Raw genomic sequence first — 21,097 nt, 5'->3', positions numbered from 1 at the left:
CAAGGGCGCAGCACAGATAATGACAGCGGGAAAAAAGCGGATTTGGGGGGCGGCGACGGCGCTGGCGCTGGTTCTAGTGTTGCCGGTGGTGGCGCAGGAATCGTTGCTGCCCGAAGGTTTTGGTGACCCCGCACCGCCGCCCGCCGAGCGGCCGACGCCTGCGCCGACGCCAGCCCCCGGTCCTGCCCCTGTGCCCAGCGCACCAATAACCGGCACCCCGGCGCTCCTGCCCGACAGCACCGCCACTGCCGATGTGGATGACGAGGCTGAGGAAGGCGCGGAAAACGGCATCCTACGCTATGATCTGCCCCCCGGCGCACGCCGCTCGCTCGACCGAATTGGTCCGCTCACGCCCGAGACCGGCGGCATGGACAGCACGGCCTTTGGCGTCCGCGGCCAATATGCCGCGCGCATTATGGCGGCCACCCGCGCACCGATCGCATCCCGCTGGGCCAGCATCACGCTGCGCCGCGCGCTGGCGAGCGCGATCGACACGCCGCGCACCATCCATGGCGCTGATCTGGCGGCGGCCCGCGCCGCGCTGCTCGTGCGCATGGGCGAGGCGCAGGCAGCGCGGCTGGTGGTGCAATCGGTCGACGCAGACCGTGGCACCCCCCGGTTGGCCCAAGCCGCGCTCCAAACCATGCTCGCCAATGCCGATCCGGCGGGGCTGTGCCCGTGGGCCAATCTGGGGCTGGAGCGCACCAGCGACGTCGCCAGCTGGCGGCTCGCGAGCGGCATGTGTTCGGCGCTCAGCAGCGAGCCGGGACCGGCCGGGTCGGCGATCGAACGGGTCCGCAATTCGGGTCGCCTGACCAATTTTGATATTTTGCTCGCCGAGCGTGTGCTCGGTGCGACGCTGAGCGGCCGGCGCTCGATCACAATCCAGTGGGACGGGGTCGACCGGCTGACCAGCTGGCGCTTTGGCCTCGCGACCGCCACGGGCATTGCCATTCCGGCAGCACTGCGAACCGGTGCGCCGCCCGCGATGCAGGCCTGGGCTGCGCTGGCTCCGATGACCCCGGTCGATGAGCGGGTGGCAGCGGCGCGCACGGCTGCCCGCATCGGGGTGTTGTCGGGCGATGCCTATGTTGCGCTCGTGGCGGCAGCCGCTGGCGAGGATGCGGGCGAGGATAGCAACGCGCTGGCCGATACCGTGCGATCCGCCTTTGCGGCAGCGGACGCCGCCGACCGCTTTGCCGCGATGCGGGGGCTGTGGCAGGTGGCGGACAATCCCGATGATCGCTATGCTGCGATGGTGCTGACGTCGCGTGCCGCCGCCGCGCTGCCCCCCGGTACCGATGCAGGCGATGATCTGGGTTGGCTCCTGGGTTCGATGCTCGCGGGCGGTTATGAGGATAATGCCCGCGCCTGGTTGCCCGCAGTGAACGAGGGTAGTCATGCCTGGGGCGTAATGGCGGTGGGTTTGCCGCGCGCGATCAATGGCATCGACGCCGGCGCGGTCGGCAATTTTGCGAGCGACGACGACAGCGCCGGCAATGTCCGCGCCAAATTTTTGGTCGCCGGTCTCGCGGGCCTTGGGCGGCTGACGGGCGCCGAGCTGTCGACGGCGGCGGGCGATCTCGACATCTCCCTTGGCAAACAGACGCGCTGGACGCGCGCGATCGACGATGCGGCGGCGCGCGGTGAACCCGGCATGGTCGCGCTGCTGGTTGCGGCGGGGATGCAGTCGCGCGACTGGACCGAGCTGCCGCCCTATCATCTTTACCGCATGGTGCGCGCGCTGCGCGAGGTCGGTTTGGCGTCCGAGGCGCGGATGCTGGCCGCCGAAGCTCTGGTGCGCGTCTGAGCGGACCCGTGCCCCCGCGCGCAGCCGATACAGCCGCGCTCGATGCCTTTTTGGAAATGCTCAGCGCCGAGCGCGGCGCAGCGGCCAATACGCTTGCGGCCTATGCGCGCGATCTGGCGCAGGGCAGCGTCGGCTTGCCCGGCGGTCTGCTGACAGCCGACCTTGCTGCACTGCGCGCCCTGCTCGCCGGATGGGAAGGCCTTGCCGCCAGCAGCGTCGCGCGCAAGGTGTCGGCGCTGCGCCAATTCTATGCCTTCGCGCAGGACGAAGGCTGGCGCAGCGACAATCCCGCCGCCGCGCTGGCGCGCCCCGCGCCGCAGCGCCCCTTGCCGCGCGTGCTGACACACGCGCACGTCGAGGCGCTTTTCGCGCGGTTGGCCGAGCTGACAGCGAATGAAACGGCGCGGCCTACTGACCTACGCCTCGCACTGCTGGTCGAGCTGCTTTACGGATCGGGGCTGCGCGCCAGCGAACTTGTCGCACTGCCGCGCCGCGCATTGGCACCGGGGCGCGACTATCTGATCGTGCGCGGGAAGGGCGGTAAGGAACGATTCGTGCCCCTGTCGGCGCGTGCGCAAGCGATGGCGGCGCGCTGGCTGCTGCACGTGCCAGATGCCTCGCCTTGGTTATTTCCCTCCGGCAATTCGCACCTTAGCCGCGTTCGCCTGTTCCAACTGCTGCGCGCGCTCGCGGCCGCGGCCGGGCTCGATCCCGCAGCGATCAGTCCGCATGTGTTGCGCCACGCCTTTGCGACCCACTTGCTGGAAGGCGGGGCCGATTTGCGCGCGTTGCAACTGCTGCTGGGCCACGCCGATATCGCCACGACCGAGATTTACACCCATGTCGACAGCGCGCGGCTGGTCGCGCTGGTTAATCGCCGCCACCCGCTGGCGCATCTGCCCATTGCCCCCGCGCCGATTGACGCAGGGGCAACCAAGCCCTAACCGCCATTGCACAATGGTGGGCTTTCTCGATTTTGAAAAGCAGGTGGCGGCGCTCGACACGCAGATTGCCGAGCTGCGCGAAATGGGCGACGACAATGCGCTCGACATCACCGGCGAAATCGGACGGCTGGAGGCAAAATCGGCCAAATTGCTCGCCGACATCTATGCCCGCCTGACCCCCTGGCAAAAGGCGCAGGTCGCGCGCCACCCCGAACGGCCGCACTTCAAACATTATGTCAGCGGACTGTTCGACGACTGGATGCCACTGGCGGGCGACCGCAATTTTGGCGATGATCAGGCGATATTGGGCGGGCTCGCGCGCTTTCGCGGGCGCCGCGTGTTGGTCCTTGGTCATGAAAAGGGCGACGACACCGCCAGCCGCCTCAAGCATAACTTCGGCATGGGCAAGCCCGAGGGCTATCGCAAGGCCATTCGCCTGATGCAGCTTGCCGATCGCTTCGGTTTGCCGGTCGTGACGCTCGTCGATACCTCCGGCGCCTTTCCCGGCGTTCAAGCCGAAGAGCGCGGTCAGGCCGAAGCGATTGCCCGCTCGACCGAACAATGCCTGGCGCTGGGCGTGCCGATGGTCGCGGCCATCGTTGGCGAAGGCGGATCGGGCGGCGCGATTGCGCTCGCAGCGGCAAACCGGGTGCTGATGTTCGAACATGCCGTCTATTCGGTCATTTCGCCCGAAGGCTGCGCTTCGATCCTGTGGCGCACCGCCGACAAGGCGGCCGATGCGGCGACCGCGATGAAGGTAACCTCGGCTGATCTGCTCGATCTCAAGATCATCGACCATATCGTGCCCGAACCTGTTGGCGGTGCCCACCGTGCGCCCGAAGCTGCGATTCGCACGCTGGGCGATGCGATCGAGCGCGAACTTGCTGGTCTCGCCGGATTGAGCGCCGACGCGCTGCGCACGACGCGCGAGGAAAAATTCCTCGCCATGGGGCGGCTGTAGCCCCGTTATCGTCGTCCCGGGCTTGAACCGGGACAACACGCGGACGTTGGCTTTTTGTCCCGGATCAAGTCCGGGACGACGAATGGTTGGGTATTGGCGTGTTCATCACGCCTCATTCATCTTTTCCGTGGCTTGAAGGCCAATCGCATGGCAGCATGTTGCTACGTTCGCGGAGGGAGAGACTGCGATGACCAAAATTTTGCGTCACGGCCTGCCTGTCGCGACTGTTGCCGCTGTCCTTGCCGCCATGGCATTGACGGTGTCGCCATCGCAGCCCGCCGCGGCGCAGTCGATCAAGCTCAAGAAAATCAGGACGGCGACTTCGATTTCGCCGCAGGAACGCCAGCAAGGCGATCAATATCATCCGCAGCTGATGGCCGAATTCGGCGGTGCTTACACTGGGCCGCAAGCGGCCTATGTGACGCGGGTGGGGCAGGGAATTGCGGTGCAATCGGGCCTTTCGGGCGCGCGCACTGACTTTACGGTTACGCTGCTAAACTCGCCTATTAACAACGCCTTCGCTATCCCCGGCGGCTATGTTTATGTCACGCGCCAGCTGCTGGGACTGATGAATGACGAGGCAGAGCTGGCGGGCGTGCTGGGCCACGAAGTGGGACATGTTGCCGCGCGCCACAGTAAGCGGCGGCAGGACGCGGCGACGCGTAACACTATTTTGGGCGTTTTGGGCACCGTGCTGGGTGGGGCAATCGGCGACAGTGGCGGGCTGCTTGGCGGGCTGGGCGGCCTCCTTGAAAACAGCTCGATGCAGATTGCCCAAGCCGCGACCTTGGGCTTTTCGCGCGGGCAGGAGCTGGAGGCCGATCAGCTCGGCGCGCAATATCTGGTAAGAGCGGGCTATGATCCTGCGGCGCTTGCCTCGATGCTCGCCAGTCTCGCCAATCAGACCGCGCTCGACGCGCGCGTCGCGGGCCGCGATTCGCGGTCGTTGCCCGCCTGGGCCAGCACCCACCCTGACCCGGCCTCGCGCGTCCAGCGTGCAGCGGCGGTGGCGCGGCAGATTAACGGTACGCGCGGCGGCAACCGCAACGCCGCAGCCTTTCTGGCGGCGATCGATGGCACGCTATATGGCGACGATCCCAAACAGGGGGTGATCGAGGGCAATGAGTTTCTCCACCCCGATCTCAAACTGCGCTTTGCCGTGCCGGCCGGATTCGGGATGCAGAATGGCGCAACGGCGGTGGCTATCGCCGGTTCGAACGGGCAGGCGCAATTCACGCTCGCTCCTTATGCCGGTGACATGAATGCCTATGTCGCTGCGGCCTTTAAGAAATTGGGCGGCGAAACGCGCATCCCCTATGGTGAGGTCCGGCGGACGACAATTAACGGTTTGCCTGCGGCCTTTGCCAACGCGCGCGTCAATACGCAGTCCGGGCAAGTCGATGTCGCTGTTTTTGCCTATGAATTTGCACGCGACCGGGCCTATCATTTTGTGGCACTGGCACCTGCCGGGCAGCTGCGCGGCTTTGATCCCATGTTTGCCAGCGTCCGGCGCATGACCGATGGTGAAGCGCGCGGGGTTCGACCCCGGCGGCTCGACGTCATTACCGTCGGGCGCGGGGATAGCATGGCCAGTCTGGCGCAGCGTATGGCCTATACCACCTATCAGGCCGAACGGTTTCAGGTGCTCAACGGCCTGCCCGCCAATGCCGCCCTGACGCCGGGGCAGAAGGTCAAAATCATCGTCTACGGCGCGCGCTGAGCGCAAAGCAAAAGGGGCGCCGGAAACGTCCGCCGCCCCTCCATTGTCTTGATCGTCAGGCAGACGATGGCACGCCCGACAGCAACAAGCCTGTTTAGAGTTGGTTCTTCACGTTGTTGAACGTGTTCTGGATGCCGGTACCAACGGCGCCCATCGCGGTGATGCCGGCAACGGCGATCAGGGCAGCGATCAGGCCATATTCAATGGCGGTCGCGGCTTTGGTGTCGCGAGCAAATTTCTTGATAAACTTCATGACTAGGTCTCCTCGGCAAAAAAATGCTCGGGTATCCCGGTCTGGTCCTGTCTTTTACTCGGTAACCCTGAGTAGGGAAAACAATTCAGGTGCGACAGACCGCAAAGGCCTGTCGCACCCGAACTGGCGCTCTGATTAGAGCTTGTTCTTCACGTTGTTGAACGTGTTCTGGATGCCGGTACCAACGGCGCCCATCGCGGTGATGCCGGCAACGGCGATCAGAGCAGCGATCAGGCCATATTCAATGGCGGTGGCGGCTTTGTTGTCGCGAACGAACTTCTTGATGAACTTCATGACTGGTCTCCTGAAAATGTCACTTCACTTACCCGGTTGAAACACTGGTCCGTTTCAACTGACCTCACCCTAGGCCGCATTGGTTTTGAAATTCTTAACAGCGGCGGTCGGGATTTCTTGGCCCGCTGTCCCGTTACAGGACAGCGCCCGATTTGCTGGAAACATTGTTCCACATGTTATTTGAGCCTTCCGACACCTGGGTCAGGCTGCCCACCATAGCGAGGAAGATGAGCGCAAGGATGAGCCCATATTCGACGGCAGTTGCGGCGCGGCGACAGCCGCGAAGGTCTTGCAATTTCTTCATCGTTCCGCCCTGGTCCAAGCGCGAGTTGCGATTGCGTGTGACTCTAGGTCATAAAAGGTTAAGAAATTGTCCGCTGGAGATAGCGTGAATTTACCGGTTCAGTGGTTGACGGTCGTTGCGGCTGCATTGGTCGACGGCGATGGCCGCGTGCTGGTGCAGCAACGCCCGGCGGGGGCCGCGATGGCGGGCCTGTGGGAATTTCCCGGCGGCAAGGTGGAAAAGGGCGAAACGCCCGAGGCCGCGCTGATCCGCGAGCTTTCCGAAGAACTGGGAATCGATGTCGAGGCGGCCTGCCTCGCGCCCGCCTGTTTCGCATCCGAACCGCTCGGCGAACGCCACCTTGTCCTGTTGCTTTATGTCTGCCGCAAATGGTCGGGGACACCCGCGCCGCGCCATGCCGCGGCGCTGCAGTGGTTGCGTCCGGCGCAGATGTTTGCGCTGGACATGCCGCCCGCCGACCGCCCGCTGCTGGGATTGCTCGACACGCTGCTGTAACTTTATGGCGCGCGCACGCAGTGCCGCAGCGGAAATCGACCAGTGCAATACGTATGCGCGTTGCAATGCTGCCCGCCTTGCGCCACTGCGCTTGCGATTGCAGCCACAAAGGAGCGGGCATTGGCAGCGGCGACCGAAACCATCATCTTGTTCGGCGCGACCGGCGACCTGGCGCAGCGGATGCTGTTCCCCTCGCTCTATAATCTCCACAGCGACGGTCTGCTCGCCGACGCGCTGACCATCGTCGGCTCGGGCCGCTCGGCGATGGACAGTGATGCCTTTCGTGCTCAGGTCCGCCAGGCGCTGCACGACCATTTGCCCGCTGACCGCGTGAGCGATGATCTGCTCGCGGGATTCCTCGCGCGCGTCGAATATTGTGCGGTCGATGTTGGCGCGGGTACGGGATTTGAGGCGCTGGCCGAGCAACTCGGCGCGCGCCGCGGGCGGCCCGTTGGCGTCTATCTGTCCACGCCGCCGTCGCTGTTCGGCCCCATCGCCACCGCGCTCGGCCGCGTCGGCATCGCCTGCGACGAGTGCCGCATCGCGATGGAAAAGCCCATCGGCACCGATCTTGCCTCCTCGCGCCAGGTCAATGCCGAGGTTGCGGCGGTGTTCGCCGAGGACCGTGTGTTCCGGATCGATCATTATCTGGGCAAGGAAACGGTGCAGAATCTGCTCGCCCTGCGCTTTGCCAATGCGCTGTTCGAACCGCTGTGGAACGCCAATGCCATCGAACATGTGCAGATTACCGTGGCGGAGACGGTAGGGCTGGAAGGCCGCGTCTCCTATTATGATGGCGTCGGCGCCCTCAAGGATATGGTCCAGAACCACATGCTGCAATTGCTGGCGATCATTGCGATGGAACCGCCGTCGAGCGTATCGGCAACGGCAGTTCGTGATGAAAAGGTGAAATTGCTGCGGTCTTTGCGCAAGCTCACCGCCGCCGATGTCCAGGCGCATAGTGTGAAGGGCCAGTATGGCAGCGGCGCAGTGAATGGCGCGGCAGTGGCTGGCTATGCCGACGAACTCGGCGCGGCGTCGAAAACCGAAACCTTCGTGGCGATCAAGGCCTTCATCGACAATTGGCGGTGGAAGGGCGTGCCCTTTTACCTGCGCACCGGCAAACGCATGCCCCAGCGCCGGTCGGAGGTGCTGATCCAGTTCAAACCCGTGCCGCACAATATTTTCGCGCGCGTCGGTGCCGGGCGGCTCGACGCCAACCGCATGATCATCAATTTGCAGCCCGAGGAGAATATCCGGGTAACGGTCATGGCGAAACAGCCGGGGCTGGACCGCGACGGCGTGCGGCTGAAGGAAGTGCCGCTCAACGTCTCGCTGTCCGACAGCCTCGACAGCGGACGGCGCCGGATTGCCTATGAACGCTTGCTGCTCGACTTCATTGAGGGCGACCAGACGCTGTTCGTGCGCCGCGATGAAGTGGAAGCGCAGTGGCAATGGATCGATTCGATCCGCGATGCCTGGGCTGCGGTCGACATGACCCCGCAGAGCTATACGGCCGGCAGCTGGGGTCCATCGGCGGCAGTGGCACTGATCGAACGCGACGGAGCGAGCTGGCATGATTGAACTCCACCCCACCATAGCTGCCGTCACCGAGCGTATCGCCCAGCGCAGCGCTTCATCGCGCCAGCGCTACCTTGACCTGATGGACGAACAGCGCGAGCGCGGGACCAATCGGGGTAATCTTAGCTGCGGCAATCTTGCCCACGCCTTCGCTGCGGCGGGCGAGGACAAGCCCGTCATCCGCAGCGGCGGGGCGATGAACATCGGCATCGTTACCGCCTATAATGATATGCTGTCGGCGCATCAGCCCTACGGCCGCTATCCCGAACAGATTAAGCTGTGGGCGCGTGAAGTAGGCGCGACCGCGCAGGTCGCGGGCGGTGTCCCCGCCATGTGCGACGGCGTGACGCAGGGGCAGGCGGGGATGGACCTGTCGCTGTTCAGCCGCGACAATATCGCGCAGGGGATCGCGATTGCGCTGTCGCACGCCATGTTCGAAGGCGCGCTGCTGCTGGGCATTTGTGACAAGATTGTCCCCGGGCTGCTGATCGGCGCGCTGCGCTTTGGCCATGTGCCGACGATTTTGGTTCCCGCCGGACCGATGCCGTCGGGCCTTGCCAACAAGGAAAAGGTCGCGGTGCGCCAGCGCTATGCGCAGGGTCTCGCGACGCGCGACGAACTGCTCGAGGCCGAAGCCGCGTCATACCATGGCGCAGGCACCTGCACCTTTTACGGCACCGCCAATTCGAACCAGATGATGATGGAAATGATGGGGCTGCACATCCCCGCCAGTGCCTTCGTCAATCCCGGGCAAAAGCTGCGGCAGGAACTCACCCGTGCCGCCGTGCACCGCGTCGCCGAAATCGGGTGGGACGGCGATGATTATCGCCCGCTCGCGCGCTGCATCGATGAAAAGGCGATCGTCAATGCCACCATCGGCCTGCTCGCGACTGGCGGTTCGACCAACCACGCGATTCATATCCCCGCCATCGCGCGTGCGGCGGGCATCATCATCGACTGGGAAGATATGGACCGGCTGTCCTCTGCCGTGCCGCTGCTCGCGCGCGTCTATCCCAATGGCTCTGGCGATGTGAACCAGTTTCACGCGGCGGGCGGCATCGGCTATGTGATCCGCGAGCTGCTGGGGGCGGGGCTGCTGCACGGCGACATCATGACCGTCGGCGGCACGATGGCGGATTATGCCAGCGAACCGGTAATGAAGGGCGACGCGCTGGCATGGCAGCCCGCGCCCGCAACCACGCGCGACGACACCATGCTGCGCCCGGTCAAGGCCCCCTTCAGCCCCGATGGGGGAATGCGTCTGCTCAGCGGTAACCTCGGCCGCGCCGTCATCAAGGTCAGCGCGGTCACCGAGGATCGCTGGACCATCGAGGCGCCGTGCCGGATTTTCAGCGACCAGAATGATGCACTGGCGGCGTTTAAGGCGGGCGAGCTGGAGCGCGATGCCGTCGTCGTCATCCGCTTTCAGGGGCCACGCGCCAACGGCATGCCCGAACTGCACAAGCTGACCCCGGCCTTAGGCGTCTTGCAGGACAAGGGGTTTAAGGTTGCGATGCTAACCGACGGGCGCATGTCGGGGGCCAGCGGCAAAGTGCCCGCCGCCATCCACCTGTCGCCCGAAGCGCTGGGCGGCGGCCCGCTGGCGCGATTGCACGACGGCGATGTCGTGCGCATCTGCGCGCGCGATGGCGAAGTCACCGCGCTGGTCGACGCCGCCGTCTGGGCCGCCCGCACGCCGGTGGCAGCGCCTCCACCCGCGCTGGGCGTGGGCCGCGAATTGTTCGCACTGTTCCGCCTGCACGCTGATGAGGCGGAAAAGGGCGGGTCGGCCATGCTGGCGGCGATGGAGAGCATAACCTAACTGCGTCATTGCGAGCGCAGCGAAGCAATCCAGAGCTGCGCAGAACCGCCCCTGGATTGCTTCGCTACGCTCGCAATGACGAGGAAATGGAACCAGAATGACCGCTGCAATCGACCAAATCATGCGCACCGCGCCGGTTATCCCGGTAATCGTTATCGACCGCGCCGAGGATGCGGTGCCGATGGCCGAAGCGCTGGTCGCCGGGGGCTTGCGCGTGCTCGAAGTCACGCTGCGCACCGCCGCCGCGCTCGATGCGATCCGCGCGATGAAATCGGTTACAGGCGCGATTGTCGGTGCGGGAACCGTGCTCAACCCCGCGATGCTGGCCGATGCCGAGGCGGCAGGGGCGGAGTTTATCGTCTCGCCCGGCCTCACCGAACCGCTCGGCAAAGCTGCCATCGCCAGCGGCATCCCCTTCTTGCCAGGCACCGCTAATGCGGGCGACATCATGCGCGGCATGGACATGGGGCTGACCCGCTTCAAATTCTTCCCCGCGATGGCGGCGGGCGGCTTGCCCGCCTTGAAGGCACTCGCCGCGCCCTTCGGCGAAGCACGTTTCTGCCCGACCGGCGGGATCAGCCTGGCGACCGCCCCCGAATGGCTCGCGCACCCCTCGGTGCTGTGCGTCGGCGGCAGCTGGGTGGTGCCCGCCGGTCCGCTCGATCCGGCGGTTATCGAGAAACTGGCGCGCGAAGCGGCGGCGCTGTGAGCTTGATGTCATAGCAAGCCGAGGCTGATGCAACTCACTTCCACCTCCATGCCGATAACTCGATATTGCTGGCTTTTCTGCGCAGAGTAGAAGTGCAAGGCATTGAGACCTTTACAACATTTTCACTTTTTGGCACTGTCGGCAGGATGCAAGGAAAGGCATTCCGTCCCATGAGCAAATCGTCGCGCTTGCCGATCCGTTTCTTTTCTGCGGCGTTGGGGGTCGCCTCTATCATCTTCGGCTCCACATTAGCTTTGTCAGAATCGGGCGTGGCGCGTCTCTGCAAACCTGTTTTCCCGCAAATTACCGTCGATTTGGGTGGAGATTCCTTGCCTGATGCTGCCAAGCAGCTTCTAGTGCGATATGATGAAAAGGGCAGTTTGCCCTTCAGCCGTGAAACATTTTCGCATGATGTTCGGACCAGCTTTTGCGACGTAAATGGTGGCCGATGTGTTGCGTCTCGGGCGCGATATGAAAGCCGAGCAGAGGGTTCGCGTTATCAAAGCATCCAGCTTCGCCTAATAAAGGCTGACGGCAATCCCATAGTTGGCGGCGTGCGGTGGAGCGGCCCCTCATACCCAGACCATGTCACCATCAGCTGCAATCTAAGCATTTCAGACGTGCGCACTGCCTGTACAATTGTGGACATTGCCTACAGCCCCGAACTCACAGACTTGCATGGCGACGTCACTTTGGAGAATGTTCGTCGCCACGACCAGTGCAAGCCCGACATCTCGCCGAGCGGTCGCGCTGGTGCGGCCTAAGCGCTATTTAGCCTGGACCAACCCCGCAGCCTGATCAACTTGTGTCGAGTACTACAGCCTGCAAGCGTTCCCCCTTTCCAACCCCTGCATTTCTTGCCACTGTCGCGCAAAGATAGGGACGGGAAGGGGTTGGCCCGATGGCGGGGTCGCAAAAGCATCTGGAAGAAGTGCTGAAGTCGGAGCCCGGCGCGCACATTGCCGCGCTGTTCGATTTCGACGGCACCATCATCGCGGGCTATTCGGCCACCGCGATGCTGCGCGAAAAATTCCAGCGGCGCGAAATGTCGGTCGAGGAAATTGTCGAAACCGCGCAGGTCATCGCGCAGCATAGTCTTGGCAATATCGGCTTTTCGGGGCTGATGACCGCCGCTGCCGGCTTCATGAAAGGCGTTGACGAGGCGAGCTTCGAACAGTTCGGCGAGGAACTGTACGAAAAACATATCGCGCGCAAAATCTATCCCGAAACGCGCGCGATTATCGAGGCGCATCAGGCCAAGGGCCACACGGTTGCGATTATCTCGTCGGCGACCATCTACCAGATTGCCCCCACCGCGCGCGATCTTGGCATCCGCCACATCAAATGTTCGGCCTATGAGGTCGATGAAAGCGGCGAGTTCACCGGCGAGATTATCCGCCCCTTGTGCTTCGGCGAAGGCAAGGTGATCGCAGCGGAGGAACTGGCCGACGAGCTGGGCATCGATCTCGACAACAGCTTTTTCTACACCGACAGCGACGATGATCTTGAACTGCTCGAGCGGGTCGGCAAGCCGCGCCCGCTCAACCCCAATCTGAAGCTCAAAGCCATTGCCGAGGAAAATGGCTGGCCGGTGCAGCGCTTCGCCAGCCGGGGGACGCCGACGTGGGTCGATTACACCCGCACGCTTTACGCCACCGGCAGTCTGGTGGGTGCTTTCGCCGCCGGCCTGCCCATTTGGGCGCTCACCCGCTCGCAGCGCGAGGCGGCGAATTTTTCCATCGGCTTGTTCGGCGATTTTGCGACCGCCATCACCGGCGTCGAGCTGGAAGTGGAGGGCGAGAAGAACCTCTGGGTCTCGCGCCCCTGCGTCTTCATCTTCAACCACCAGAGCAAGGCCGATGTGATGATCATGGCCAAGCTCATCCGCCGCGACATGGGCGGGGTGGGCAAAAAGGAGATCAAGGACATCCCCATCCTCGGCAAGCTGATGGAATGGGGCGGCACCGTGTTCGTCGACCGCGCCGACGGCCAGAGCGCCATCAAGGCGATGGAGCCGTTGGTCGAGGCGATTCAGGTTGAGGGCAAATCCATCGTGATCGCGCCCGAAGGCACGCGGTCGCTGACCCCCAAAATCCTGCCGTTCAAAAAAGGCGCCTTTCACCTCGCCATGCAGGCGGGCGTGCCCATCGTCCCCATCGTCATCCACAATGCCACCGATGTCGCGCCCAAGAATGAATTTGTGATGCGCCCGGCGACGGTGAAGGTCACCGTGCTGTCCCCCGTCGACACCAGCGGCTGGACGATGACGCGGCTCGGCCAGCATATAACCGACGTCCGCAACGCCATGCTGCGCGTGCTGGGCCAGCCTGAAGAGAGCGTCGAACAATCGATCGCCAGAAAGGGCAAGGCCGAGCCGAACGCAAAGGCGTCGACCAAGCCCAAGCCCAAGGCAAAAGAGCCCGCCAAAGCACCGAAACCTGCCGCCAAGCCTGCTGCCAAGGCCCAGCCGCCCGCCAAGACAAAAGCCGGCGCCAAGGCTGCGCCCAAACGCAAAGGCAAGGCAGGCTGAACGTGCCGGTGCCCCCCGCGGCGGTCCTGCCGATGGCGGGGGACAGCATCGCGGGCGCGCGCCTGTTCATCCTCGACGCGCGCCACAGCGTTGATCGCGCGATATTGACCGACTGGATCCATGCGACCTTTGGCGAGCGGGCCGGGGGCGACGGCGCGGGCGATGCCATCCGCTGGATCAGCCTGCCGATTGCCGACAGTGATGACCAGTTGCCGCTAGGCCCGCTCGCCGCAGCTTTGGAGGGCGATCCGGCGCGGCTGGTCGTGCCCCTGCGTGTCGCCTGGCGCATTCCCCATTTCGAAACGCAAAAATCGCTTGGTCTGCGCCAGTTGTTGTTCGGTGATCCGCGCATGCCGGGGCCGCTGCGTGCGCGTCTGATCCTGGCGCGCGACCGGCGGCGAGCGCAGATTTTGATGGGCGAGGCCGCCACCGTCGCCGATCTGGCCGCGCGCTTCGGCCTGATCGCGCCCGAGGCGCGCGGAGAAGGCGACGCCGACGGTGCCTTTGCCGGTTTCGTCGCGCGGCAGGCGGGGCTGGCGCTCGACATCGCCGAGCGCGGGGTGCGCGGTAGCCGTTACAAGGTACCGCGCTTCGTTGCCGCGGGTCTGCGCACCAGTCCGCGTTTCCGCGCCGCGCTGGCCGCGCAGGCCGAAGCGAGCGCACAGGCGCTGGCGGTTCTGCAAAAAGAAGCGTCGGGCTATATGCGCGAGCTGATCGCAAGGCCGTCGGCGCTGTTCCTCGACCTGCGCGCGCGCTTCGATCGATTCATGTTCGGCTCGGGTTATGGCGACACGATGCTGGTCGATCAGGCCGAGGTGGAACGGCTGCGCGCGACACTGCGCCAATTTCCAACCTGCATCCTTTTCACCCACAAAACCTATATCGACGGCGCGACGCCCAGTCGCCTCGCCTATGAACAGGATCTGCCGATGCTGCACAGCTTTGGCGGGGCCAACCTCGATTTCTTTCCCATCGGCGGCTTTTTCCGCCGCTCGGGGATGATCTATATCCGCCGCAGTTTTCAGGATCTGCCGGTCTATAAACTGGTTCTCAGGCACTATATCGGCTGGCTGCTCGACAAACGCTTTCCGCTGTCCTGGGCGTTCGAAGGCACCCGCTCGCGGCTCGGCAAGCTGATGCCGCCGCGCTATGGCTTGATGAAATATGTGATGGACGCTGCGCACGCGACCGCAACGCGCGACGTCCATTTCATTCCCTTTGTCACCAGTTTCGACCTGATCCGCGACGTCGAGGAATATGCCGAGGAACAGACAGGCCGCGTCAAGCGCCCCGAAAATATCGGCTGGTTTATCGGATATCTGCGGTCTTTACGCGAACCCATGGGGCGCTTGCGCATCGATATCGGCCAGCCGATCGTCATCCCCGAGGTGACCGACCCCGACGACAAGCGCGCGCTGGAGCGGCTGGCTTTTGCGGTGGCGGTCGAGGCCAACCGCGTCACCCCGCTGACCGTCACCGGCGTGATGTGTCTGATCCTGCTGGGTACCGCGCCGCGCGGTGCGACTGTGCCCGAACTGTTGATCACTATCGGCTTCATCACCGATTGGGCGCGCGAGCGCGGTATCCGGCTGGCGCAGGAACTGGAAATGGGCGATGCGGGCGGGCTCAGCGATACGGTCGATACGCTGGTCGCCTCGGGCCTGTTGCTGCGTTTCGAGCAGGGCAGCGAGCGCATCTATTCGATTGATCCCGCCAAACATGCGATGGCGAGCTATTATCGCAACACGATCGTCCACCATTTTCTGGACCGCGCGATGATCGAGGTCGCACTGTTCGCGCTGCGTGATGGCGAGGATGCCGATCCTGCGGCGGCTTTCTGGGCCGAGATTGACCGGCTGCGCGACCTGTTCAAATTCGAATTCTTTTATCCGCCGCGCGAAGCCCACCGCACCGCCATTGCCGCTGAACTTGGGCGCATTGATGCCAAATGGGAATCACGCCTGGCGAGCGGTGCGCGCGGCATCCACCAACTCATCCGCCGTTGCCAGCCGCTGGTCGGCCATGCCGCGCTGCTGCAATATGCCGAGGCCTATTCGGTGGTGTTCGACCTGCTGGCCCGGCTCGACGACGGCGTTGTGCCCGACGAAAAGGTCATTTGTGAGGCCGCGTTGATGGAAGGGCGCCAGGCCTATCTCCTCCGCCGGATCAGCAGCGAGGCGGCGATTGGCAAATTGCTGTTCGCCAATGGCTTTGCGCTGGCGCGGCACATGGGTTTGACGGGCGTCACGGATCCCGCCGCGCGCACGGCCCGCAAAGCGATGCTGCGCGCGCTCCGCACGCTCGCGGCGCGGATGGAAGCGATGCGCTTGGCGACGGTCGAACTAGCCGATACGATGGCGGGCGAAAGGGAATGACGATGGTGCAGCAATTAAGCGCGCAGGATGCACAATTCCTCTATATCGAAACAGCGAACAACCTGACCCACATCATGGGCGTTTATATCTACGACCCGGCGACCGCGCCGGCGGGTAAGGTGCGCTTCAAGGACATTATCCGCCACGTCGAGAGCCGCGTGCACACCTCGCCGCTGTTCAAACGGCGCCTCTATCGCCTGCCCGGCGATATCGACCACCCCTACTGGGTCGAAGACGAGCATTTCGATATCGAAGCGCATATGAGCCATGCGCGCTTGCCTGAACCGGGCGACTGGCGCCAATTCTGCATCGCCACGGCGCGCTACTTTTCCAAACCCATGGATATGAACCGCCCGCTTTGGGACATTTACGTGATCGAGGGGTTGGACCGCATCCCCGGCGTGCCCCCGGGCAGCTTTGCCATGCTGCACCGCGTGCACCATGCCGCAGTCGACGGCGCGTCGGGCGCGCACGCCTTTATCGCGATGAGCGATATCGACCCGAATGGCACCCCGGCCATCGACGCGCCGCCGCCGGAATTTGATCTGGGCCGTCCGCCTACCCCGGCCGAGGTGCTGACGCGGGCCTGGTCGGCATCGATGCAGTCGCCGGTCAAATTCATGAACGCGCTGATGAAAATGTCGCCCGCGATTTTGCAGGCCGCGCGCAAGACGATGACCGACGGCACCATGACGGCCGGCGTGCCCGAAACGCGCTTCAACGTGCCTGTCGGCCCGCACAAGATGTTCGACGGCACCAGCGTGTCGCTCGCCGATTGTTCGCTGATCCGCAAAAAGGTTGAAGGCGCGACGGTCAACGATGTCGTGCTGGCAACCTGTGGCGGCGCGCTGCGCAAATATCTGGACCATCACGGGGAACTGCCGAAGGACAGCCTGGTCGCGGTTGCGCCGATCAACCGGCGGGGCAAGGAAGGCGGCGCAGGCAAGGCATCGACCCCGGGCAACCAGGTGTCGGCGATGAGCGTGCCGATCCGCACCGACATTGCCGACCCGCTCGAACGGCTCGCCGCCGTGCGCGATTATACGGTCGAGGCGAAGGAGGCCAAAACCGGCATCAGCGCGCGGGTGATGACCGACCTGTCGCAGCATATTCCGGGCGCGACGATGGCGGCGGTGGCGCGCATCCTGACCAACGAACGCTTCGCGGTGCGCTCGACCAATTTGTTCATCTCCAACGTGCCGGGGGCGCAGGTGCCGCTCTATATGGCGGGCGCAAAGCTTATCCAGCAATATGGCATGGCGCCGCTTGCCAACAATATGGGACTATTCATCGCCACGCCGAGCTATAACGGGCGCATCGCTTTCTCGATCATTTCCGAGCGTGAAGTGATGCCCGATATCGCCTTTTTCCGGCAGTGCATCGACGACAGTTTCGCTGAACTGCTCGCCGCCCAGCCGCGCGCGGGCGGCTATGCACCACGGTCTGTCGCCCCGCCGGCGAAAAAAACGGCGAAGCCAGCGGCCGGGACTGCTGCCAAGGCAAAAGCCAAGCCTGCCGCAGCGGCAAAGCCGGCCAAGGCCGCGGCCAGGCCGGCACCCAAGTCCAAAACCGGGAAAGCGCCGGCACCCAAAAAACTTGCCAAGCCCAAAGCGCCGCGCAAGGGCAAATGAGTTAATCCGGCATTAGCCGTGGGCAGGAATGACCGCATGATCTTTACCCCGACGCTCAGCACCGAGAGCGAACTGGCCAATGCGCCTGATTACAAGGCGTGGTCAAAGGCGGCGCAGGCGCTCGACAAACGGTCGGGGATGAAGGCTTGGCGCGACGCTGACGAAAGCCAGCATTTCGATTATCGCGCTATCCGCGCCCGGCTGGAAAAACTGACCATGCTCGCCGATGCCGGCGATGTGCGCGGGCTTCTGTTTGTGCTGAACGAAGGCATCCACGGCAATATGGACGGCATGGGTCACGAACGGCTGTATCAAAAAGCGCGGTTCGGCACCAAAAAGTTGATCGAGGATTATGTCGGCGCGGTCGTCGATGCGCTGCATCTGATCGAAAAGGCGCGCGGCATCACGCTCGACGAACGGCGCGATTTCTTTCGCCGGGCGCAGCATTGCTACGGCCGTTCGGCGCTGCTCCTCAGCGGATCGGGGGCGTTCCTCTTTTTCCATGTCGGCGTGGTGAAAGCGCTGTGGAGCGAGGGGGTTTTGCCCAGCATTTTGGCGGGCGCCAGCGGCGGATCAATTGTCGCCGCCATCGTGGCGACGCGCAAGGATGCCGAGGTTGGCACCTGGCTCGATTCAGGCGTCTTGGCGAACAATGATCCGGCAGTGGGTGCCAATGGCAAGAAGCGCCGCATGACGCAGGACGAGGTGCGCGAACGGCTGGCCTCGCTGATCCCCGACATGACCTTTCAGGAGGCCTATGAGGTCAGCGGCAAGCATCTGAACGTGTCGGTTGCACCGGCGGAAAAGCATCAGAACGGGCGACTGCTCAATGCCATCGCCGCCCCCAACGTGCTGGTGCGCGAAGCCGTGCTGGCGAGCTGCGCTGTGCCGGGCGTGTTTCCGCCGGTTATGCTGATGGCACGCGACGCCCGGGGGCGCAGCGTGCCCTACCAGCCTGACCGGCGCTGGGTCGACGGGTCGGTAACACACGACGTGCCGACCAAGCGGCTCGAGCGGCTCTACGGCGTCAACCACCATATCGTCAGCCAGGCCAATCCGCTGGCGCTGCCCTTTGCCACCGACATGCGCAAGCAAAAAGCACCGCTCGAGGCGATCCAGCACGCCTCAATGATGACGTTCAAGGCGTGGCTCAACGCCAATATGACGATATTTCAAAAGCCGCTGGCCATGGTGCCGCCGCTCAACAGCCTCGCCAACCTCACCCTGTCGCTGATCAATCAGGATTACACCGGCGACATCAACATCATCCGCCCGGCAAAATTCTGGTCGCCGTCGAAAATTCTGTCTGACCTCGAACAGGACGAGATTGACGAGCTGATGGACAGCGGCATGCGTACTGCTTGGCCGCGGGTCGAAATGGTGCGCACGCAAACGGCAATCAGCCGCGCGCTCGAAGGCATATTGATGCGCATCGACGCGCGCGGCGACGACGGCGTCGGCCACCGCAGCCGCGCGCTGAAAAAGGCGGTGCGATGAGCGCCGATGTGTTGGTGCTTCCCGCCGCCTCGCGCGGCGCAGGTGACCGGCTTGCGGTCACCCATTGGCCAGCCGAACGCCCGCGCGGCGTCGTGCTGCTCGCGCATGGGCTGTTCGAACATGCCGGACGCTATGGCCATGTCGCCGCGCGGCTGAATGGCGCAGGGCTTGCTGTGGTCGCGCTTGACCATTGGGGCCATGGGCGTTCGGACGGAACGCCGGGCTTTGTTCCGGCTTTTTCGGTGTTTCTCGACGGGATGGACGCGCTGCTGTCGCATGTTCGCGCCGAATATCCACATTTGCCGCTATTGTTGTTGGGGCACAGCATGGGCGGGCTCATCGCGGTGCATCATCTGCTGCGCCACCGGCAAATCTATGCGGCGGCGGCGGTGTCCGGGCCGGCCATACTGCCCGCCGCGCCCCCGTCGCGCGTCACCATCTGGATCAGCCGCATCCTGTCGCGCATCGCGCCGCGGCTGGGCGTCATTGCATTGGACGCGCGTGGCGTCAGCCGTGATCCCGCGGTTGTCGCTGCTTATCTGGCTGATCCCCGTGTTCATAACGGCAAGATCGGTGCGCGACTGGCCGAAGCGATGTTTGATGCCATGGCCGAGGCAGCGGCATCCGCGCCGCGCCTCGCCACGCCTTTGCTGGTTCAGCACGGCGATGCCGACGCACTAGCGGCGCCCGCAGGCGGCCAGCATCTGTACGACACGGCGGGGTCAGCGGACAAAAAATTGATCCGCTACCCGGAACTGTTCCACGAAATCTATAACGAGCCCGAACAGGCGGCGGTCCTTGACGATCTGGTCGCCTGGTTCGATGCCCATTTGCCCGCGAAAGCCTGAACTGCCATGCGTCTGATCCTGATCCTTGCGGTTCTGCTGATCCTTGTCCCCTTCCTTATCTATTGGTTCTTTCCCGGCCCGCTCTTGCGCTTTGTTCAAGGGCGGCTCCGCGCCAAGGGGCGGCTGACGCTACGGTCGGCGCATAGCGGCGGTCACGACTGGCCCTATCTGGAGGGCGGACCGCGCGGGGCCATGCCGTTGCTGCTCGTGCACGGATTTGGCGGGGACAAGGACAATTGGGCGATGCTCGCCCCGCACCTGACCGACCGCTATCACGTCATCATCCCCGATCTGGTCGGTTTCGGCGACAATGTCCGCGATCCCGGCTTGCCCTATGACATCAAGGCGCAAACCGACCGGCTGATCGGCTTCATGGATGCCATCGGGCTGCAAAAGGCGCACATCGTCGGCAACAGCATGGGCGGGTGGATCGCGCTGCAGGCGGCGCTCGACCATCCCGACCGCCTTGCCACGTTGACGCTGGTCAACAATGCCGGGGTCAAAGGGGCCGAAGAAAGCACGCTGCAGAAACTGCCGCGTACCGACAAAAGCCCGCTGGTCCCCGAAAGCGTGGGCGAACTCAAACAGCTGATGGGCTTTATCGCGCACAAACCGCGCGCCATTCCCGCCCGTTTCATGGACGTGGTGTTCGCGGAACGGTCGCAGCACAGCGCGCTGCTCGAGCAGATTTTCTGGACCATCGTTGCCGACGGTGACGAACGCCCGCTCAATGACCGGCTCGGCGAGGTGCGCGTGCCGACGCTCGTGATCTGGGGGCGCCACGACCAGCTGATCCACGTCAGCTGCGTCGCCGAACTGGAAAAGGGCATCCCCGGCAGCGAAGCGGTGATTTTCGAGGATGTTGGCCATGTGCCGATGATTGAGAAACCGGGCGCGACGGCAGCCGTGCTCCGCCGCTTCCTTGCCAAGCACGGGCATTGACCTGACATCGTCATTGCGAGCGTAGCGAAGCAACCTAGAGCGGCCATGCGCGAACGACAGCCCGCAGTCTATATCATGGCGAGCCAGCGCAACGGCACGGTGTACACGGGCGTCACATCGGCGCTGGTCGCTCGCGTGTGGCAGCACAAGAATTTGCGGCGCGGTTTTGCAGGGGAAACCAATTGTACCTTGCTCGTCTGGTATGAATTGCACAGCGACATGGCATCGGCCATTGCGCGCGAAAAGCAGATCAAAGGCGGCAGCAGGAAAAAGAAGTTGGCGCTGATCGAAGCTGAAAATCCGCAATGGCGCGATTTGTGGCCCGACATATTGGATGGCGCTGAATAACGCCCTGGATTGCTTCGCTACGCTCGCAATGAC

19 protein-coding genes are annotated in these 21,097 nt (G+C 63.9%); 16 read left to right on the top strand and 3 right to left on the bottom strand.

Going from position 1 to position 21,097, the window contains the following annotated elements; all coding sequences use genetic code 11:
* The first annotated feature begins 19 nt into the window (after nt 1-19).
* The 4 genes from AC2TC0_RS00880 to AC2TC0_RS00865 all read left to right on the top strand — a co-directional run bounded on the left by AC2TC0_RS00880 (nt 20) and on the right by AC2TC0_RS00865 (nt 5,435).
* Complete coding sequence (locus AC2TC0_RS00880) at nt 20-1,810, top strand: hypothetical protein (RefSeq protein WP_484715604.1); 1,791 nt, start codon at nt 20-22, stop codon at nt 1,808-1,810.
* Between the two features lie 56 nt (nt 1,811-1,866).
* Nucleotides 1,867-2,754 carry a tyrosine-type recombinase/integrase gene (locus tag AC2TC0_RS00875; RefSeq protein ID WP_484716448.1) on the top strand — a complete coding sequence of 296 codons (888 nt, stop codon included), beginning with the start codon at nt 1,867-1,869 and terminating at the stop codon, nt 2,752-2,754.
* Nucleotides 2,755-2,767: 13 nt separating this feature from the next.
* Nucleotides 2,768-3,715 (top strand): acetyl-CoA carboxylase carboxyltransferase subunit alpha, encoded by a 948-nt coding sequence (locus AC2TC0_RS00870; RefSeq protein WP_484715603.1) that lies wholly within the window; start codon nt 2,768-2,770, stop codon nt 3,713-3,715.
* Between the two features lie 187 nt (nt 3,716-3,902).
* Nucleotides 3,903-5,435, top strand: coding sequence for a M48 family metalloprotease (locus tag AC2TC0_RS00865; protein WP_484715602.1), 1,533 nt, complete (start codon nt 3,903-3,905; stop codon nt 5,433-5,435).
* Between the two features lie 94 nt (nt 5,436-5,529).
* Here AC2TC0_RS00865 and AC2TC0_RS00860 read toward each other — a convergent pair whose 3' ends face one another.
* The 3 genes from AC2TC0_RS00860 to AC2TC0_RS00850 form a co-directional block, all read right to left on the bottom strand.
* On the bottom strand, nt 5,530-5,688 hold the full coding sequence (locus AC2TC0_RS00860; protein ID WP_484715601.1) for a Flp family type IVb pilin: 159 nt from the start codon (nt 5,686-5,688) through the stop codon (nt 5,530-5,532).
* A 135-nt stretch (nt 5,689-5,823) separates the two neighbouring features.
* The gene (locus AC2TC0_RS00855; RefSeq protein WP_484715600.1) at nt 5,824-5,982 is read right to left on the bottom strand and encodes a Flp family type IVb pilin; all 159 of its coding nucleotides are present in this window, start codon (nt 5,980-5,982) and stop codon (nt 5,824-5,826) included.
* Between the two features lie 133 nt (nt 5,983-6,115).
* The gene (locus AC2TC0_RS00850; protein WP_484715599.1) at nt 6,116-6,286 is read right to left on the bottom strand and encodes a Flp family type IVb pilin; all 171 of its coding nucleotides are present in this window, start codon (nt 6,284-6,286) and stop codon (nt 6,116-6,118) included.
* Between the two features lie 84 nt (nt 6,287-6,370).
* Between AC2TC0_RS00850 and AC2TC0_RS00845 the strand changes: the two genes are divergently transcribed.
* The 12 genes from AC2TC0_RS00845 (at nt 6,371) to AC2TC0_RS00790 (ending at nt 21,064) form a co-directional block, all read left to right on the top strand.
* Complete coding sequence (locus tag AC2TC0_RS00845; RefSeq protein ID WP_484715598.1) at nt 6,371-6,781, top strand: (deoxy)nucleoside triphosphate pyrophosphohydrolase; 411 nt, start codon at nt 6,371-6,373, stop codon at nt 6,779-6,781.
* Nucleotides 6,782-6,901: 120 nt separating this feature from the next.
* On the top strand, nt 6,902-8,365 hold the full coding sequence (gene zwf / locus AC2TC0_RS00840) for a glucose-6-phosphate dehydrogenase (RefSeq protein WP_484715597.1): 1,464 nt from the start codon (nt 6,902-6,904) through the stop codon (nt 8,363-8,365).
* Nucleotides 8,358-10,184 carry a phosphogluconate dehydratase gene (edd, locus tag AC2TC0_RS00835; protein ID WP_484715596.1) on the top strand — a complete coding sequence of 609 codons (1,827 nt, stop codon included), beginning with the start codon at nt 8,358-8,360 and terminating at the stop codon, nt 10,182-10,184. Before zwf ends, edd begins: the two co-directional genes overlap by 8 nt.
* 97 nt (nt 10,185-10,281) lie before the next feature.
* The gene (eda, locus tag AC2TC0_RS00830; RefSeq protein WP_484715595.1) at nt 10,282-10,893 is read left to right on the top strand and encodes a bifunctional 4-hydroxy-2-oxoglutarate aldolase/2-dehydro-3-deoxy-phosphogluconate aldolase; all 612 of its coding nucleotides are present in this window, start codon (nt 10,282-10,284) and stop codon (nt 10,891-10,893) included.
* Between the two features lie 65 nt (nt 10,894-10,958).
* Nucleotides 10,959-11,657, top strand: coding sequence for a hypothetical protein (locus AC2TC0_RS00825; RefSeq protein ID WP_484715594.1), 699 nt, complete (start codon nt 10,959-10,961; stop codon nt 11,655-11,657).
* A gap of 137 nt (nt 11,658-11,794) precedes the next feature.
* Nucleotides 11,795-13,423, top strand: a complete 1,629-nt coding sequence (locus AC2TC0_RS00820) for an HAD-IB family hydrolase (RefSeq protein ID WP_484715593.1) — start codon at nt 11,795-11,797, stop codon at nt 13,421-13,423.
* 2 nt (nt 13,424-13,425) lie between these two features.
* Entirely contained in the window at nt 13,426-15,798 is a 2,373-nt protein-coding gene (locus AC2TC0_RS00815) for a glycerol-3-phosphate 1-O-acyltransferase (protein ID WP_484715592.1), read from the top strand.
* Nucleotides 15,799-15,800: 2 nt separating this feature from the next.
* A complete protein-coding gene (locus AC2TC0_RS00810) occupies nt 15,801-17,429 on the top strand; it encodes a WS/DGAT/MGAT family O-acyltransferase (protein WP_484715591.1) in 1,629 nt (542 codons plus the stop codon).
* A gap of 36 nt (nt 17,430-17,465) precedes the next feature.
* On the top strand, nt 17,466-18,926 hold the full coding sequence (locus tag AC2TC0_RS00805) for a DUF3336 domain-containing protein (RefSeq protein WP_484715590.1): 1,461 nt from the start codon (nt 17,466-17,468) through the stop codon (nt 18,924-18,926).
* Nucleotides 18,923-19,774 carry a lysophospholipase gene (locus tag AC2TC0_RS00800; RefSeq protein WP_484715589.1) on the top strand — a complete coding sequence of 284 codons (852 nt, stop codon included), beginning with the start codon at nt 18,923-18,925 and terminating at the stop codon, nt 19,772-19,774. The genes AC2TC0_RS00805 and AC2TC0_RS00800 overlap by 4 nt, the downstream gene beginning before the upstream one ends.
* Before the next feature lie 6 nt (nt 19,775-19,780).
* Nucleotides 19,781-20,716, top strand: a complete 936-nt coding sequence (locus AC2TC0_RS00795) for an alpha/beta fold hydrolase (protein ID WP_484715588.1) — start codon at nt 19,781-19,783, stop codon at nt 20,714-20,716.
* Nucleotides 20,717-20,761: 45 nt separating this feature from the next.
* Nucleotides 20,762-21,064, top strand: coding sequence for a GIY-YIG nuclease family protein (locus AC2TC0_RS00790; protein ID WP_484715587.1), 303 nt, complete (start codon nt 20,762-20,764; stop codon nt 21,062-21,064).
* Nucleotides 21,065-21,097: the final 33 nt, after the last annotated feature.

This window comes from Sphingopyxis sp. sgz302558 (assembly GCF_057220455.1).
This window is presented reverse-complemented; position numbering and strand designations above follow the sequence as displayed.

Bases quoted from the DNA above. Each gene is read 5' to 3' on its own strand.
- AC2TC0_RS00880 (WP_484715604.1), top strand. From the start codon at position 20: ATGACAGCGGGAAAAAAGCGGATTTGGGGGGCGGCGACGGCGCTGGCG.
- AC2TC0_RS00875 (WP_484716448.1), top strand. From the start codon at position 1,867: ATGCTCAGCGCCGAGCGCGGCGCAGCGGCCAATACGCTTGCGGCCTAT.
- AC2TC0_RS00870 (WP_484715603.1), top strand. From the start codon at position 2,768: ATGGTGGGCTTTCTCGATTTTGAAAAGCAGGTGGCGGCGCTCGACACG.
- AC2TC0_RS00865 (WP_484715602.1), top strand. From the start codon at position 3,903: ATGACCAAAATTTTGCGTCACGGCCTGCCTGTCGCGACTGTTGCCGCT.
- AC2TC0_RS00860 (WP_484715601.1), bottom strand. From the start codon at position 5,688: ATGAAGTTTATCAAGAAATTTGCTCGCGACACCAAAGCCGCGACCGCC.
- AC2TC0_RS00855 (WP_484715600.1), bottom strand. From the start codon at position 5,982: ATGAAGTTCATCAAGAAGTTCGTTCGCGACAACAAAGCCGCCACCGCC.
- AC2TC0_RS00850 (WP_484715599.1), bottom strand. From the start codon at position 6,286: ATGAAGAAATTGCAAGACCTTCGCGGCTGTCGCCGCGCCGCAACTGCC.
- edd (WP_484715596.1), top strand. From the start codon at position 8,358: ATGATTGAACTCCACCCCACCATAGCTGCCGTCACCGAGCGTATCGCC.
- eda (WP_484715595.1), top strand. From the start codon at position 10,282: ATGACCGCTGCAATCGACCAAATCATGCGCACCGCGCCGGTTATCCCG.
- AC2TC0_RS00820 (WP_484715593.1), top strand. From the start codon at position 11,795: ATGGCGGGGTCGCAAAAGCATCTGGAAGAAGTGCTGAAGTCGGAGCCC.
- AC2TC0_RS00810 (WP_484715591.1), top strand. From the start codon at position 15,801: ATGGTGCAGCAATTAAGCGCGCAGGATGCACAATTCCTCTATATCGAA.
- AC2TC0_RS00805 (WP_484715590.1), top strand. From the start codon at position 17,466: ATGATCTTTACCCCGACGCTCAGCACCGAGAGCGAACTGGCCAATGCG.
- AC2TC0_RS00800 (WP_484715589.1), top strand. From the start codon at position 18,923: ATGAGCGCCGATGTGTTGGTGCTTCCCGCCGCCTCGCGCGGCGCAGGT.
- AC2TC0_RS00795 (WP_484715588.1), top strand. From the start codon at position 19,781: ATGCGTCTGATCCTGATCCTTGCGGTTCTGCTGATCCTTGTCCCCTTC.
- AC2TC0_RS00790 (WP_484715587.1), top strand. From the start codon at position 20,762: ATGCGCGAACGACAGCCCGCAGTCTATATCATGGCGAGCCAGCGCAAC.